The following is a 15826-nucleotide window of genomic DNA, read 5'->3' as shown; positions in this document are numbered from 1 at the left end:
CCGGTGGCTGCGATTGGGCGGCGGGCAACCTCGCTGCCATCGATCGGTGAAATGCAGACAAAGTCGTTCACGGAAAGTTACTCGTTCGAGGGAAGGAGAAGCGGGATCAGATGATCTCGAAATAGCGAGCAAGCTCCCAATCGGTGATGGCCTTGCGGAATTCGCGCTCCTCCCACTGTCGTGTCATGGCGTAGTGATCGACGAAGACGTCGCCAAACAGATTGCGGGCCGCCTGCGAAGCCATCAATCGCTCGGCGGCTTCCGACAGCGTGCGCGGAAACACACGCTCGGGCGGGTGACTTCGCTCATAGGCATTCCCGACGATTGGCTCGCTCGGTTCGATCTTGTGTTCGATCCCCCAGAGTCCCGATCCCAGCGCCGCGGCAATCGCAAGGTACGGGTTGATATCGGCGGCGGCGACCCGGTACTCGACTCGTTGGCTAGCCGGCTTGCCTGGAATGACCCGCAGCGCACAGGTTCGATTCTCGATTCCCCAGGTCGCATCCGTCGGTGCCCAGAAGCCCGGTACCAGACGCGAATAGCTGTTCACGGTGGACGCAACCATCGCAAGCAGATCCGGCAGTAATGCCTGCTGACCGCCGACAAACCAGCGCATGGTATCGGACATGTTGCCTGGACGCCCGCTCTGGTAAAATGCCGGATTGCCGTCCTTGTCGCGCAGCGAGAGATGCAGGTGCCCGGACTGGCCGGGATACGCGTTCGACCATTTGGCCATGAAGGTGAGCATCTTGCCTTGGCGCTCGGCCCAGACTTTCGAAAAGGTCTTGAACAGCACCGCGCGATCCGCCGCCGCGAGCGCATCGGTGTACAGGATCGCCGCTTCCAGGACTCCGGGGCCGGTCTCGGTGTGCAGACCCTCGATTGGCATATCCATCTCGTCGCACAGCTTGAGCAGCGAGCGATGGAATTCCGACTCCACCGAGGCGCGCAGCATGGAATAGCCGAACCAGCCCGGCGTGAGATTCCTCAGCCCGCGAAAGCTCTTTTCCCGCACGCTGTGCGGCGTTTCATCGAACACGAAGAATTCAAACTCGGCCGCCACTGACGGGGCAAATCCCATGCCTTCGGCACGATCGATGACCCGGCGGAGCAGCCGGCGCGGGCACAGCTTTTCCGCTTCGCCCTCGAACTCGCCGAGGAAGAACAGCATGTTCTCTTCCATCGGGATATCGCGGCAGGTCGCCGGATCGATGCGGGCAGTGGCGTCCGGAAAAGACGTGTGCCACCCGGTAAACTTGCCGGCGTCGTACATCTGGTCGTTGGAATCCCAACCGAAGATGATGTCGCAGAAGCTGAGGCCGCCCTCCAATGCGCCAAAGAACTTGTCACGCGCGAGATATTTTCCACGAATGACGCCGTCGAGATCGACAATCCCAAGCTTGACGTGGGACAGGCCTCGCTCCTCGACCAGAGCCCTGGCATCGGCGGCGGATTTTACGTTTCTTGCATCCATGAACTTCGAACGAGCTCCTCAAGCCGCCGAGATCGCGCGCAACTCTTCGTCGCAGGCGGTGATGAACATATCCGCGTGATCCGTGCCGAAACACAGCGGCGGACGAATTTTGAGCGTACTGCCGAATGGTCCGGCGGCGCCGATCAGGAAGCCGCGCTGGCGCAGGCGGTTGATCAGCGTGATCGCGAGCTCCGGCGCCGGCTCCCTGCTGTCACGATCAGTTACGAGCTCGAGGCCGATGAACAGACCGGCACCGCGAACATCCCCGATCTGGATGTGCCGATTGCCGATCTCGCGCAATCCGTCCATCAGATGACGTCCGACCTCGCGCGCATTCTGCAACAGGCCCTCATCATTGATCACGTCGAGCACCGCAAGCCCCGCCGCAGCGGCCACCGGGTTGCCGCCGAACGTGTTGAAGTACTTCACTTCCGCCGCAAAACAATCGAGCAATGGTGCACGCAGAGCGACGCCTCCCATGGGGAAGCCATTGCCCATGGGCTTGCCCATGGTCACGATGTCGGGGACAACACCATGACGCGCGAAGCCCCACATGGCTGCACCGGTGCGTCCAAAACCGGGCTGCACCTCGTCGGCAATGAACAGGCCCTTGCGTTCGTGGACGAGTTTCACGCTCGGCGCCAGGAAGCCGGCCGGATCGGAATAGACACCGTCGCTCGAAAAGATCGTATCCACCAGCAGCCCTGCAAACCCGACACCGCTTCGCTCGAGATCGGTAATTGCCGCTGCAACACTGTCGGCGAAACGCCGACCGGGATCGCCAACGGAATTGCGGAACATCTCAGGCGCCGGCACCACCCGCACATGGGACGGCAATGGTTGGCCGGGACGTGAGGACGGCGATACATCGGTCACGGCTGCAGTATTGCCGTGATACGCCGTCTCCGTGACGATGAAGCCGGCCCGGCCGGTTGCGACCTTCGCGATCCGCAGCGCCAGATCGTTAGCCTCGCTCCCGGTGCACGTCAGCACCAGATGATCGATCTCGGATGGAAAGGTCGCCAGCAAGCGCTCCGCATAGACATCGACCACGTCGTTGAGATAGCGCGTGTGGATGTTGAGCACGCCGACCTGGCGGCGAACGGCCTCAACGACGCGAGGGTGCGAATGCCCTACTGACGGGACGTTGTTATAGAGATCGAGATATCGGCGGCCTTCGAGGTCAAACATGTAGACGCCTTCGGCGCGCTCCATTCGGATCGGCTCCTCGTAAAACAGGACCGAAGCCTTGCCGAAGGATCGCAGGCGTCGTTGCACCGCCTCCCCGAGTTCGGCGCCCATCGCGGACGCGCGGCTCTGGTCGAAGGCGTTCAACGCCAGAATTTCTCGTTCCTTCTGCACCGCACGCCTCCTCTGACCGCGCCTTGCGCAAGTCAAAGCGATCACTGCAGCGATCGTGCCGCAGCCATTCCACGATCAGCTTGGAGAAATGTGTGAATTCCCACAACGTCAAGCTGATCAGAGGCAAGAAACATCAGAGCCTCAGGCACACAGCCTCTGGCATTCGGAAATAATATTTTGTTTTCAATACATTAAGCCGATGACGGCGTGACTTGCGGCGATATCGGGCATTTGGCTGCACAAAATTTGAGGGAGTTGCCACAAAATTAGTGTATCTTTCCAATCTGCCGTGAGAAAGAATTCCTTGTGCCGACGGCTGGGCAGGTGAGGATACCCCAATGACGAGCGAGCCGCTACAGACCAGCGACGCCTCCGGGGCCGACAAGCGGCCACGAAAGACCGATGGCGATCGCCTCTCGAAGCTGGCGCGCCACAAGCACATCATCGCGCAACTTACCGCCGCCCCTACTCTGCGCGCCTCCGAGATTGCGGCCTCGCTTGGTGTATCCGGCGAAACCATACGCCGAGACCTCGTTGAGCTTCAGGAACAGAAGCTCATCAACCGGACCTATGGCGGCGCCTCCCGCCCATTTGCGCTCGAGCCGGCTCTCACCGATCGCAAGGCGCTCATGATCGCCGAACGCGAAGCGATCGCCGCCGTGATCGCCGACCTCGTTCTGCCAAACGAAGTCCTGATGCTGGCCGCGGGCGCCACGACGTTTCACGTCGCGAGACGATTGGCTTTGCGCGCGCGCGACATCACGGTCATCACGCACGACTATGCGATTGCTGGCGCGCTCGCCGTCAACTCCTCCATCAGGGTGCTGTGCTGCCCGGGCCGCTATCACCCGACCGAAGGCTACGTGTTCGGTACACAGACAATCGCCAACATCAACAGCTACGAGGCCAACCGTGCCATCGTGAGTGCGACAGGCATCAGCGCCCGGGGCGCGAACGATGCGGATGACGAGGCTGGCGCGATCTATGGCGCGATGGTGAAGCGCGCTGCGGAAGCGATCCTGGTCGCCGATCACAGCAAATTCGACCAGCGCGCTCTGACCGTGTTTGCGCAATGGACCGATATCGACCGTCTGGTTACCGATCGGCATCCGGAAGGATCTCTGGCAACGGCACTCCGTGAAGCCGGAACGGAGTTGATTGTTGCCCAACCCTGAGAAAGACCAAACCATGGCAAGCCTCACATCTCTTGCTTCTCGCGAGGAGTATACCGGCCTTGATGGTGACGGAGACAAGGGTCCTGCGCTGCACCAGCGAACCAGGATCGGTCGCCTCGATCTCGAGCTCGTCGAGCCGCACCGAGCCTTCACCTGCAGTTGGAAACGCACCTCCAGCATCCACGGTGCTTCCTATGCGCTTGTCTTTCCCCTGACGGGCTGTGTGGCATTCAGCCAGGACGGCCGCGTCGGTATTGCCAGGGCCGGCGAGTATGTCCTGCTCAGTGAACTCGCCTTCTACGAATTGTCGACCGACAAGGCCGCTCGCTTTCTGGTGCTTCGAATCCCGGCCGCGGAGCTGCGCGGACGTCTCGTGTCGATCGAGGATCACGTCAGCCGGCGCTTCAAGCCAAACGAACAGATGACCCGCCTTCTGGCCGGAATGATCGGAAGCGTGGCCGAGCTGTTCATCGAGCTTCCGGCGCCGAATCCACAGGCGCTTGCAACCGAAGTCATCAGCTTCGTAGCGCTCACGATCGGCTCGGAGGACCGGGGCGCCGCCACGGACGTCCGCAATGCGCGCTATCATCTGCGTCGCAGGATCGTTGATTTCATCGAAATCCATCTCGGCGACCAGTCCCTCTCACCGAAGAAAATTGCGGCCAGCAGCCGAATCTCGCTGAGCTATCTCTACAGTCTGTTCACGGACAACGAGACCACAGTCAGCCAGTTCGTACAGACCAAGCGGCTGCAGCGAGCCTACGAAATCCTGGTTGCCGATCCCAAGGGCCACCGTACCGTGTCAGAGGTCGCCTACGAAGTGGGCTTCAAGAACGTCTCGCATTTCTCGCGCTGCTTCAGCCGTCACTTCAAGGTGGCCCCGCGTGACGTTCGCCAGGCGCCGGAAGCCGCGCCGCAGCCGGGCCCAGTTACACGCGCTGCCGAACCGAACGGATCGTCTTCGCCACGATTGGCCTCCTCACGCAGGGCTTTCGGATCTCCGTATTGGGACGTCCACAAGCAAGAGCTTCGCGAGACGGTTTAGAGCCGAATTCCCAAGGCCAGCCGTTGCGCAGCTCCGCGCGACGCGCTTTCCCCTGGAGCGAGCATTGGACGACATTCAAGACAAGATTTCCGCGAACGAACTCGCTTCGTTCTTCGATGAACTCGCCGAAATGGCCGGCCGGATCGCGTTGACCTACTTTCGGTCCAGCGTCGATTTCGTACGCAAGCAGGACTTGACGCCGGTGACGATCGCCGATCGCGCGATCGAAGTGGAACTACGGCGCCGGATCGGCGCGCGCTTCCCCGATCACGGCATCCTCGGTGAGGAAATGGGATCAACCCTGGGCGATCGCTACACCTGGTATCTCGATCCGATCGACGGAACGAAGAGCTTCATCTCCGGAATGCCGCTGTTCGGCACGCTTGTCGCGCTGGCCGATGAGCGCGACGGGTCGGTTGTCGCCGGCATGATCGACATGCCGGCGCTGGCCGAACGTTGGTACGGCACGCCGCGTGGGGTCACGTTCAACGGCAAGCCGGCCAAGGTGAGCCGCACGGCAAGATTGGAAGACGCGCAGATCTACACATCCTCGCCGGACTTCTTTACGTCGCAGGATTGGGCTCGCTACGATCTGCTGAGCAAGAAGGCCATGTTCCGACGATTTGGCGGCGATTGCTATCAATATGGGCTGCTGGCGTCCGGCCATTGCGATCTCGTCGTCGAGACGTCGCTCAAGTCGTTCGACTTCATGGCATTGATTCCCGTGGTCGAGGGCGCCGGCGGAATCATACGCGACTGGGATGGGCGGCCGCTCACACCGGACTCCGACGGACGCGTGATCGCCGCAGCGAACGACAGCTTGCTCAAACAGGCCCTGACCGTCCTGAAGCAATAGCCACGAGAGGCGGCCCGGGCCGGCTCACACCAGCCGCAACCAGCTGTCCCAGCGCGGGTCATACATCACGTCCCGGGCGCGCATGTATTTCCAGACGCCGTACTTCTGGTAGTCAAAATCCCAGCTGTTGAGCTTGCGGTTGACGACCGCCCATGAGGCCCATTTCATGTCCGCGAGCGCACGGTTGAGAATGACGCGGGCAATCATCTGCGGACGAACCTCGCCCAGATATTGCTCGATGAGGGCTTCCGTCAGCTTCTCGTCAAAGAACATTTCGGCAAACAACACGCCGAGCTCGTAGCTGCGCTCATTGTTGGAGGCAAACTCGTAGTCGATCAGCTTCATCGGCCTGGGCGCGCCGGTCTCGGCCGAAATGAGGAAATTTCCCGGCATGGGATCGTTGAAGCACGGCACGAGATCGAGGCCCGACGCCAGGAAGGCTGACTTGGCCTGATTGTAACGGTGCATCAGCCAAGGCATGTCCTGCGGGAAATGCGACCCCAGTTCCTTGCCTTGCTCGATGTGTTCCTCGATCATGTCGAAGATCGTCTTGGTCTGGCCGAGCTTGGGGCCGCCATGCAGTCGACGATAGAGATCGAGAACGTCGGACTGGATGGCGGAATCGCCGAAATCCGCATTAGTGCAGGCGCGATAGCCCTCCAGAAATTCACTGATCTCCAGCCCGTCCGCCGCGTCGAAGAAGATGACCTCCGGCCCGACACCCATGGCATGGGCATTGCGCGCGGCCTCGTTGGCGGTGACGCGATTGATGAACATTTCCGAGCCCTCGCCCGGCACCTTGACGAAATAGCGACGCCCGTCGCCGGCAATCTCGACCAGCCAGTTCTGGTTCGACAGGCCGCCGACCAGCGGCGCATACGCGCCCGCCTTGCCGCGCCATTGCGGGACGCGAGCGATTGCGGCTTCGACATTGCGTTCGTGAAGCGTGGTCCCCTCACCAACTTTTCTACGAACGGTCATGCTATCCTCCGAAGCATCTCGCCAAAGCGGGGCTCCCGAACCACCATGCGGCAACGCACGAAGCGCCAACTGGCAAATTTGTAGAACTCCAGCGTGTTGCGTGCCGATTTGGCGGCGAGCAGCGCGCCGATCAATCCCCAGCGCAGATCATCAGCCACGCCGTAAATCCGCGCACGGTTGAATGCAACCTCCTCGAAGATCCCGGTGCTGCGGGTGAAAACGTCGCGTGCCTCGGGCTCCTGTGCACAGGCCTCGACCAGGAAGCTGCCGATATCCTCCAACGGGTCGGTCGTTGTCGCGCGATCCCAATCGATCAGACGAACCTCGCCTGCGTCGCTGATCAGGATATTCGACACATTGCCGTCGCCATGGATCGGCACCGCCTTGATATCCAGCGCTCGGAAGGCGTCGGCCGCAAAGCGCAACTCCTTGACCAGCCATTCGGCATCCGACGGCAATTGGGCCTTCGCGGCCGCCGCCGCAGCATAGAAATGCTCAATCTCGTCAAAGACACTCTTGCGGCGTGGCAGCGGTGGTCCGGCTTGAAACAGGCGCATCGCCGCAATGACGGCGTCAACGATGTCGCGCTCGAGCATCCGTTCCAATGTACCGACCCGCCAGCCCTGGTTGAGATCCTCCATCACCAGCAGGCCGGCCTTCGGGTCAGCCAGCAGCACTTTGGGCCCGATGCCGAGATCGGATGCACGCTGCGCCGCCTCGAAGGCGCACGCCACGTCGATATAGAGCTTCGCATCGCGATCCATGGCCTTGATGAAGATGCTTTCGCCACCGCCCTTCCTGGTGGCGCGCCAGGGAAAGCCGTCGACACCTCGCCAGCTTGGCGACGCCAGGATCGGGATGGCAGGCTCGATCACGATGTCTCCGGACCCCCATCCTGGGAGCCCGGCAATGGTATTCCGGATGGTGGCCGGTTCCGTTCCAGATTGACTCATGGCGACTTCTGATCTCTTGCGATTGCCGTTCAGCCGACCTTCATGTCCGCCCAATTTGATCAGGACTGATTTTGATCAGGACAGATGCAAAAGGGATGCCTCGCGCTCCACCAAAACATGCCGTTCGACCGGCGGCTCTACCCCAACGCAGGCTATTTTCGCTATCCGGGACAGTGATCCGGGACGCCACCCATTGAGGCCACCATGTCTGCTGCAGAACTGATCGAGATGGGCCTTGCCGAGCTGACAGCGGCTTACGCCTCGCGCGCGCTGTCGCCGGTGGACGTGCTGCGAGCCGTCCTCAGCCATTCCGAAGACGTCAATCCCGCGATCAACGCCCTGTTCAGCTTCCGTCCAGAGCAGGCCACGGCCAGCGCGCAACAGTCTGAAGCCCGATGGAAGGCCGGAGCTCCGCTGGGTCCGCTCGATGGCGTTCCGATGACCGTCAAGGACAGCGTCGCCATGGTCGGCTGGCCCTACTTTCATGGTATCGGGGCCAACCGCGCCCTGCCGCCTTCAAACTACGATTCGCCACCGGCGATCGCGCTGCACGAAGCCGGCGCTGTGATCTTTGCAAAAACCACCATGCCGGATTGCGGCCTGATGGCGTCAGGCATCAGTTCGCTGCACGGCATCACCCGCAACCCCTGGGGACTTGCCTGGAACACCGGCGGCTCGTCGGCGGGCGCCGGCGCGTCGGTCGCGGCCGGCGCCGGATATGTCTCCGTCGGTACGGATATCGCGGGCTCGGTCCGCCTGCCGGCCGCGCATTGCGGCCTCGCCGGGCTGAAACCAACGCACGGACGCGTGCCGCATCTGCCGGCCGATACGATGCGCATGGCCGGTCCCATGGGCCGCAGCGTCGACGACATCGCCCGCCTGCTGAGCGTGCTGACGCGGCAGGACGAGCGCGATACCTGGAGCCTCCCAGCCGACGGCGTGCGCTATCACGAGCGCCTCGCGCGCGATGTGAAGGGATTGAAGATCGGCGTCCTCACCGACATGGGTTTTGGCATGAAGCCCGAGGCGATCGTGCGCGAGACCGTCGAGGCGGCTGGAAAGCTGCTGGCCGGAGCAGGCGCGATCATCGAGCCGTTCACCTCGCCGCTCGATCATGACGCCTATGAGGCCATCGACTTGTTCCTTCAGGTCCGCGGCTATCTCGAATACACGTCCCTGCCCCCACACAGCGACGCGCCAAGCGACATCAATCCCTACGTCCGCGCGTGGAGCCTGGGCGGAGCGAAGCACTCAGGCACCGACCTTTACCGGGCACTCGGCCGGATCGCCAAGATGAAAGCGGCGCTGCTGGCGGCCTTCGAAGGCTGGGACTATGTCATCTCACCGACGCTGCCGGTGGTGAACTTTCCGGCCGAGGAGCCGGGCGTCTCCCGCGAGATGCCGCTCGAGCACACGCTGTTCACCGCCATGTTCAACCAGACCTGCCAGCCCGCCTCGACGGTCTGCATGGCGTTCGATTCCCGGCATCTGCCAATCGGTGTCCAGGTCATCGGCCATCGCTTCGACGATCTCGGCGTGCTGCAGGTGACCAAGGCGCTGGAGGATATGCGTCACGTCAAGATGGATTGGCCGTTCAAGCCACGGCCCTGATCGCTAGAGCATTGAGGCTTCCAGGCCGGAAAACAGAAAATCGAAAACAACCCCATGCACAGTAGAAAATCGTCGGCGCGGCTTTGCGGATTTTGCGAATCGATTTGACACGTCGGGCAAAACACTGGCAGAGTGCGATCATCACACTTTGCGATTTCGTTTCGGCGGAGTGTTCGCCCATGCTCCTTCCTGGCGAGCAAGCTCCCTGAGCCAGTCGGCGTCATAGCCATCCGCGAGCAACATGGTTTTGGAAAGCAAGGCGCTGAGGAGCGACATTCGCGTCGTCGTTAAAACACGAAACGTGCCCGTTAGGCTGCTTCTGCGAACGTCGCGATGCGTCCGGTCAGCTTGCGCCTTATTATTTTTTGTGCCGCGCTTACCGCCAGGGGTTTCGTTGGCGAACCTTTACATTGAGCCTGAGCTGATTGTTGGCGGCTAACTGCTGTTTGCAACCGGAAATCGGCCCGGCTCTACCAAAGGGCTCTGCCCGATAAGAGCGTCGAATGCACCTGTACGCTCAGAACGCGGGCTGATATGCTTCTATGATTGGGACAGCATGGTCGCCGGTCCGTTAGCCGTCGCATGGCTTCCCGGAATGATGCATGTCGTTCAGATCGAGTCCCGATCCCGCATTGCTCCGGATTCTTCGACGCAAATGGATTATCAAGCGGCTTAATGGTCCCGCGGACAACGCGATGGGAGGTGCGTCATGGCTGCATCTGACTGGCGTCTCGAAGGCGAATGGATCAAGAACTGCAATTGTGCATTTGGCTGCCCCTGCGATTTCAATGCTCCGCCGACCCACGGCAGCTGCAAGGGCTTGGTCGGCATGAGAATCACCAAAGGACATTTCGGGAGTACCAAGCTCGACGGCCTGGTGTTCGCCGCAACCGTCGATTTTCCCGGCGCACTGCATGAGGGCAACGGGCAGATGCAGCCGATCATCGACGAGCGCGCCACGGCGGAGCAGCGCGAGGCCCTGTTCAACATCTTCTCCGGCAAGCATTCAGCCGACGGCACGCTGTTCCATATCTTCAGCCTGATCGTCACCAAGATCCACGATCCGGTTTTCGTGCCTTTCGAGTTCACCTTCGATAAGAACGGGCGCGTCGCCAAGCTCGTCGCCAAGGGCGTGCTGGAGACGGAGGTCGAGCCGATCAAGAACCCGGTGACCGGTACGCCACATCGCATCCAGGTCGTGATGCCGGAAGGGTTCGAGCACAAGGCCGCCGAGGTGGCCTCGGCCAACATCCGCTCGACCGGCGCGATCAAGTTCGACACGAAAGGCACGCACAGCTCTCTCGCAAACGTCGTACAGACGCCTGACGGTGTTGCGGCTTGATGCCATGTAAGGTTCTGTCTTTGATCTGACCTAGGCGTGTGTGAGCCCAATGGCTGAGCTGTTGGCCTTGGAATACTTGCTGCGGCGCGACCGCCTTATCGTCGGCGTCGGGCTGGCTGTCGTGGTGGCGCTGGCGTGGGCATATCTGGCCACCGGGGCAGGCATGGACGCCGATATGGCCGACATGGCAATGGATATGCCGATGCCGTGGTCGCCGTTCTACGCTGCGCTCGTGTTCGTCATGTGGTGGGTCATGATGATCGCCATGATGGTGCCGAGCGCTGCTCCCACGATCCTGCTATTCACGGCAATCCGCCGCAAGCAAGTGACCTCCGTCAATCCCTCGGCGGAGGCCTGGTTTTTTTTGGGCGGCTATCTGCTGGTGTGGGCAGGTTTCAGCCTCTTCGCGATCCTGACGCAGTGGGGCCTCGAACGCGTCGGGCTATTGTCCATGGCTATGGCAAGCACCAGCCCGGTACTCGGCGGTGTCATCCTGCTCGCCGCAGGACTCTATCAGTTCACGCCGGTCAAGCATGCTTGCCTGCGCTACTGCCAGAGCCCGGTACTATTCCTAAGCCGGTACTGGCAACACGGTGCAGGGGGCGCACTACGCATGGGGCTCCGGCACGGAGGCTACTGCCTCGGCTGTTGCTGGTTCCTGATGGCGCTATTGTTCGTTAGCGGGGTTATGAATCTTGTCTGGATTGCGGGCATCGCCCTCTATGTCGCATGCGAGAAATTGCTGCCACACGGCCGCGCATTCAGCCGCGCCGCCGGTGTCGCGCTAAGCGCTTCGGGCGTGTTTCTACTTGCCCGCGCGTTCGTTGCTTAATTGTCGAAGGGCGTCTGCGCATGGCCCGAACACGAAGCCGGGGCGGAGCACTAAATTGTCGGCTCATCGGGGTAGATCGGAAGCGGACGGCCGACCGCCGGAACGGCGCTTTTGACCCGCAGCGGACGTTAGCGGTCAGTCTGCCATGTCATCCAGACCGGGATGTTCTTTGTAGATGTTGTCCTGAAGCATGGTGTCTATCCGAGCGATGATATCGCCAACTGATGTTCTCAATCTCGCAAACTCATCGGCTGGAGAAGCGTCTTTGGCGAGCGAGAGCGCTAGGGACAACTCCTCAATGACGCGCTCTGCGTGCTGTTTAAATCGTGTGGCTGATTTCGCGTCCATAGAACCATCTCGCGGGAACAGGGCCTACCTTGCAAATGGCAGCATACTTGCCTTTGCACCAAGAAGCCTTCCAAATAGCGAGAGCGCTACGATTCCGTTAATGGCCCTTAGCAGACCTTGGCACTTGCTCCTGCGATGTCCATTCCGGACTTCGCGACCCATCAAAAGCCAGTGAACTTCGGGCTAGTTTTTTAATTGGTCTGGGGGACGTTTGGTATGGTGAAACTACCTAACCGAGTGCAATCACCATGGCCCTCAGAGCACTGAAAGAGTTCATTGCCTCCTCGAAGCCCGCTAGCGGATGGCAAGCGGCTGTGATCATCGTCGTGAGGCTCCTGCCGCTCCCATTGTACATTCTACTGCCGGTCGGGACTGTCGTTCTTCTGATGAGGTGCCTCCTCAAATATTTAGATGCGAAGCAGGATGTTGGTCGCGCAATCCGCCAACAGAATGTCGGCTAGCCCGGAGGCAAGCCGTGAGTAAGGTCAAAACTCCACGGGAAAAGAAGCAACTGAGCTACGCCAACGACCGACGAAACACCTACGGCGAAAATCAGAAGAGTAGTCGAAAGAACATTCCGCGCAGCAAGCAGCTCTCGCATCAGGATGAGCGGCGGGCGGTGCGACAAGCCCTCATCGCTGCGCGAAGCCCAGTCGCAAGCATTGCGCAGAGGTCGAATGAAGAAGCTGAAGGCGTCTCGCAAATCACCGGATACGCCACTAGGCGAAGTGATTGAGCGACGGTTGCTCAGGCGACAAACGAAGACGAGTGATGAATAACTGCCCTGCGTCCGTCATCGCGGCGCCCGAAGATTGACCACGCGCTTAACTCGACATCTGTGTAAGCCCGAAGCCATTTCCGCTTTGCCCATCGGCGAAGTGGCGGCACTTATCCACGAGGTCGGCTCATTGAGGGATGGCGGACGAGATTTGCCCAAGGTTGAGGTCTGTGCATTTTGACCCCATAGCGGAGGTGGTGCCATTCATCAAAGTCGAGCATTTATTGGTACACATGGTAGAGACATCACATTTATGCAACCAAGGTCCCCGCCCATCCGCAGCGCGAAGCCGAGATGCAAAAAGATAACAAGACCCGTCCCTGCACCTGCGCTTTTCGCCAGCAACTGCATTGCGTCAGGTTTCAGATGGGCGAATGCGACCAGAAGCCGATCCCCCATACTTTTGACCACCCTAACGCTAGGTTTGGACGCATCACGCGGCCCGCGCCGGTAGCGAAGAAAAACGATGCCGCCGGTACCACACTGATTTATGTTCCCCTACTTGATGAGGGAACTGAGGTAATTCGCCCGACGTTTGGGCTGTCGCTCGGCGCCTATGTCTACCGAGTTTTAGCAACGCCAGAGTACGATCCTAGTGACGAGCATTGGAAATTTCCTCCGGGGAGCGTTGTCCGCTGTGCTCTGGAAATGCGCAGTGGCGGCGAAGCGTTGGTCGCTCAGGAATTGATCGCGGGATATTGAAATTCAACCATCTGGTCGCGTCCGGTTTTGGACCCGAAGCGGCCTTCACTAGATTTCTCTCAACTGCAAGCAAAGCTGCTAACTTGACGGAAGGTATTGCCGGGTGAATGATCCATCGGTCGGATCTGAGTAGCAGGATGATAGATCGCGCAGCACGCGACCAGCTTTCGGGGAACCTTAGACACCTGATTGTCGGCGGGATTACCAACGATCAGTTTGAACGCGCTACGCCGGTGGACGACGGGGACCCGGCGATCTGGGCGATTACAGACATGTCGTGGCTCCTCTACAGCGATATGAAGGAGCATCGCTTGGTCGGACGTCACAGCATCGCTCCGGTCTGGAAACGCGAAGTGCTGCGCTGGATTTTGTTTCTCGACGGCGACTTTGAGTACCGCTGGCCGAAGATTTCATTGCCCGGCCTCCACCCCATACGACGTGCTCGCCCGATGTGGCTCAGTTGGCATAACGCGATTTCTCACGATCGTGCCTCCGAGTTTCTTGCGGCTGGAGACTACAATGCTTGGCCGTTCATTTCCCGATCCGAGTACAAGCATGCCTTGAGGCATCCGAGACGGCTGGCGGGAAGGCCAAGATCATCACAAACTGAACAGCTCGGGAATTGAACGCGAGCGGCCAAAGATCACCCCCATCAACTGACAGATAGTTGCACCACGTCAACGGAAGCGGTGGGCCACGCCAGAGCGGCGCTTTTGACCCTGAGCCGACCTCTCGCCTATTCATTCAAATTCTAGCATTTGGCATGGTTGACGGTTCACGCGCCCGTTTTACGATCAGACGTGGCTGGTAGCATGACGTGACACACATCTTCGGACTGGTCGCATGAGCGCTTACGTGAGAACCATTTGCTACATTGCTTTCCTGTTCGCGTGGTGTGGCGGATTGTGGAGCTGCGTTCTAGCCGCGAAGCAGCTGCATGCAGCCGGCAACAGTATTTGGACGTTAAATACACGGGCGCGACTGAATGCCTGGAAGGGAGCAAATATTGTGCTCTTCCTTAGCTGTTCGGCCGTCGGTGCCGCTGCAATCCTGACGGCAATCGCAGTCCGGTAAGGCCGCTTCAATCAGCGGCTTCTTACAATTTCGAAGTCCGCTGTTGGCCCATAGCTGACCTGCCGTGCGCATCCGGCCGAGGACCGCTTGTGGCCCATCGCTGCCTTTGCCCCAGTGCCGCTACATGTCGGTTCAGACGGGCAGAGCGGAAGTTCGCGGCCGAGCGCTAGACCGACGCTTTTGACCCATAACGGACAATCGATGAGCATCTCGTCGAGAGTCGGCACTCGACCCTCGGTGGGCTAGTTTCATTCTAGCGGCGGCTTAAGCTCCATCTCCGCCGCCGCCCATCCCCGGCAGATCGCTGCCACCATTGTCTGTCCGATCTCGTGACGTCTTTGTGCCCTGCCGAACCGCAAAGCCAATAAACCCGACAAGAGCTATGAGGGCGAGGAGTGGTCCTATCCAATTTGGCATCAGCTTCTCCCGTTAGACCGCCTCAGTTGGCGACTCTTTCATATCACCCTAAGCGTGCAATGTCGCCTGTTGGCCCATCGCGTTGATTGGCGCACCGCAGCGACATGTCCGGGGCGAGCGGTAGAGCGGAAGTCGTCCCAGTCATGGTCCGACCGCCCCATTTGACCCGAAGCGGACTTCAACGGCTTGACTAGCTGCTTTCACGGGCTTCTGCTTTTCAAGCGATACATCAACATTTCATGGGTTTCGAGCGCCTCATCTCGGCGAAACAGCTGCATGAAGGTCGAAACGAACTCAAGAGTGACCTTAGCGGCAAACAACGTTCTAAAGGGTTGATGCGCTATTCTTCGCAGTTGCGCTAACTTCGCGAGCTTGCCGCCAAGGAACCCACATTTATGGGATCGACCGTACCACGCAGCGGCTCTCACCTGGCTCAAGCGCCCATGTTGTGATTGATAGTGCGTTCCAAGCCAAAACTGCGCTCTCCAGTTACCTTTCGCAGCGAGCTTACGAAGTTCACGTATTCCTTCTGGGACGCCGCGAAGCTGAAGGAAGCGGGCTCGATGCAAAACAGCGTTTTCTTGACCGGACGAGGCGGCACGATCAAACCACTTCCATGCGGTCACGAAATCCGCGTCAACGGCATCGCCTCGGGCATACTCCCAAGCGAGAGCCAACTGAGCGTCAACGTCGCCGCATGATGCAGCGGCAATCGATTCAGGAATTTTGCTGCGGCGTTTGGCGCGATCATCAGCGCGGCCCGGTAGTGCTAGTCGCATCGTCTAGAGCGTTAGCCCATCTGACTGAATCGTTGGGGATTCACAAATCAGCGTTTTGGTGATTCAAGCTACCCGCCGGGACGGGAGGCCGGCGGGC

15 protein-coding genes and 1 pseudogene are annotated in these 15826 nt (G+C 60.1%); 9 read left to right on the top strand and 7 right to left on the bottom strand.

Features of this window, described 5'->3' with window-relative positions:
- Window positions 1-106 precede the first annotated feature (106 nt).
- Window positions 107-1330, bottom strand: coding sequence for a glutamine synthetase family protein (locus ABID59_RS36035; protein WP_354086502.1), 1224 nt, complete (start codon window positions 1328-1330; stop codon window positions 107-109).
- Between the two features lie 162 nt (window positions 1331-1492).
- Window positions 1493-2836 (bottom strand): aspartate aminotransferase family protein, encoded by a 1344-nt coding sequence (locus tag ABID59_RS36030; protein WP_354086501.1) that lies wholly within the window; start codon window positions 2834-2836, stop codon window positions 1493-1495.
- Between the two features lie 338 nt (window positions 2837-3174).
- Between ABID59_RS36030 and ABID59_RS36025 the strand changes: the two genes are divergently transcribed.
- The 3 genes from ABID59_RS36025 to ABID59_RS36015 all read left to right on the top strand — a co-directional run bounded on the left by ABID59_RS36025 (window position 3175) and on the right by ABID59_RS36015 (window position 5912).
- Entirely contained in the window at window positions 3175-4011 is an 837-nt protein-coding gene (locus tag ABID59_RS36025; RefSeq protein ID WP_354086500.1) for a DeoR/GlpR family DNA-binding transcription regulator, read from the top strand.
- Between the two features lie 13 nt (window positions 4012-4024).
- Complete coding sequence (locus tag ABID59_RS36020) at window positions 4025-5056, top strand: helix-turn-helix domain-containing protein (RefSeq protein WP_354086499.1); 1032 nt, start codon at window positions 4025-4027, stop codon at window positions 5054-5056.
- Between the two features lie 64 nt (window positions 5057-5120).
- Entirely contained in the window at window positions 5121-5912 is a 792-nt protein-coding gene (locus ABID59_RS36015) for an inositol monophosphatase family protein (protein WP_354086498.1), read from the top strand.
- 24 nt (window positions 5913-5936) lie between these two features.
- On the opposite strand, the gene ABID59_RS36010 is transcribed toward ABID59_RS36015, so the two are convergent.
- Window positions 5937-6893 (bottom strand): phosphotransferase, encoded by a 957-nt coding sequence (locus tag ABID59_RS36010; protein ID WP_354086497.1) that lies wholly within the window; start codon window positions 6891-6893, stop codon window positions 5937-5939.
- Complete coding sequence (locus tag ABID59_RS36005) at window positions 6890-7900, bottom strand: phosphotransferase (protein ID WP_354086496.1); 1011 nt, start codon at window positions 7898-7900, stop codon at window positions 6890-6892. The genes ABID59_RS36010 and ABID59_RS36005 overlap by 4 nt, the downstream gene beginning before the upstream one ends.
- A gap of 150 nt (window positions 7901-8050) precedes the next feature.
- On the opposite strand from ABID59_RS36005, the gene ABID59_RS36000 reads away from it, so the two are divergent.
- On the top strand, window positions 8051-9457 hold the full coding sequence (locus tag ABID59_RS36000) for an amidase (RefSeq protein WP_354086495.1): 1407 nt from the start codon (window positions 8051-8053) through the stop codon (window positions 9455-9457).
- A 150-nt stretch (window positions 9458-9607) separates the two neighbouring features.
- On the opposite strand, the pseudogene ABID59_RS35995 reads toward ABID59_RS36000, so the two are convergent.
- Window positions 9608-9727, bottom strand: a pseudogene (locus ABID59_RS35995) (IS5/IS1182 family transposase); the annotation flags it as partial.
- A 439-nt stretch (window positions 9728-10166) separates the two neighbouring features.
- Here ABID59_RS35995 and ABID59_RS35990 point away from each other — a divergent pair.
- Both ABID59_RS35990 and ABID59_RS35985 read left to right on the top strand, forming a co-directional pair.
- Complete coding sequence (locus ABID59_RS35990; RefSeq protein ID WP_148749122.1) at window positions 10167-10799, top strand: DUF1326 domain-containing protein; 633 nt, start codon at window positions 10167-10169, stop codon at window positions 10797-10799.
- 49 nt (window positions 10800-10848) lie between these two features.
- Window positions 10849-11631 carry a DUF2182 domain-containing protein gene (locus tag ABID59_RS35985; protein ID WP_354032144.1) on the top strand — a complete coding sequence of 261 codons (783 nt, stop codon included), beginning with the start codon at window positions 10849-10851 and terminating at the stop codon, window positions 11629-11631.
- A gap of 135 nt (window positions 11632-11766) precedes the next feature.
- Here ABID59_RS35985 and ABID59_RS35980 read toward each other — a convergent pair whose 3' ends face one another.
- Entirely contained in the window at window positions 11767-11979 is a 213-nt protein-coding gene (locus ABID59_RS35980; RefSeq protein WP_354086494.1) for a hypothetical protein, read from the bottom strand.
- A 475-nt stretch (window positions 11980-12454) separates the two neighbouring features.
- Between ABID59_RS35980 and ABID59_RS35975 the strand changes: the two genes are divergently transcribed.
- The 3 genes from ABID59_RS35975 to ABID59_RS35965 all read left to right on the top strand — a co-directional run bounded on the left by ABID59_RS35975 (window position 12455) and on the right by ABID59_RS35965 (window position 14085).
- A complete protein-coding gene (locus ABID59_RS35975) occupies window positions 12455-12715 on the top strand; it encodes a hypothetical protein (protein WP_354086493.1) in 261 nt (86 codons plus the stop codon).
- 336 nt (window positions 12716-13051) lie between these two features.
- A complete protein-coding gene (locus tag ABID59_RS35970; RefSeq protein WP_354086492.1) occupies window positions 13052-13459 on the top strand; it encodes a hypothetical protein in 408 nt (135 codons plus the stop codon).
- Between the two features lie 137 nt (window positions 13460-13596).
- A complete protein-coding gene (locus ABID59_RS35965; protein WP_354086491.1) occupies window positions 13597-14085 on the top strand; it encodes a hypothetical protein in 489 nt (162 codons plus the stop codon).
- Window positions 14086-15150: 1065 nt separating this feature from the next.
- On the opposite strand, the gene ABID59_RS35960 is transcribed toward ABID59_RS35965, so the two are convergent.
- Window positions 15151-15729: a tetratricopeptide repeat protein gene (locus tag ABID59_RS35960; protein ID WP_354086490.1), complete on the bottom strand. Its 579-nt coding sequence runs from the start codon at window positions 15727-15729 to the stop codon at window positions 15151-15153.
- Between the last annotated feature and the right edge of the window lie 97 nt (window positions 15730-15826).

It is taken from the genome of Bradyrhizobium sp. S3.3.6, from assembly GCF_040546905.1.
GTDB lineage: Bacteria > Pseudomonadota > Alphaproteobacteria > Rhizobiales > Xanthobacteraceae > Bradyrhizobium > Bradyrhizobium cytisi.
The sequence above is the reverse complement of the archived record's forward strand: the minus strand, read 5'-3'. Positions and strand labels throughout refer to the sequence as shown.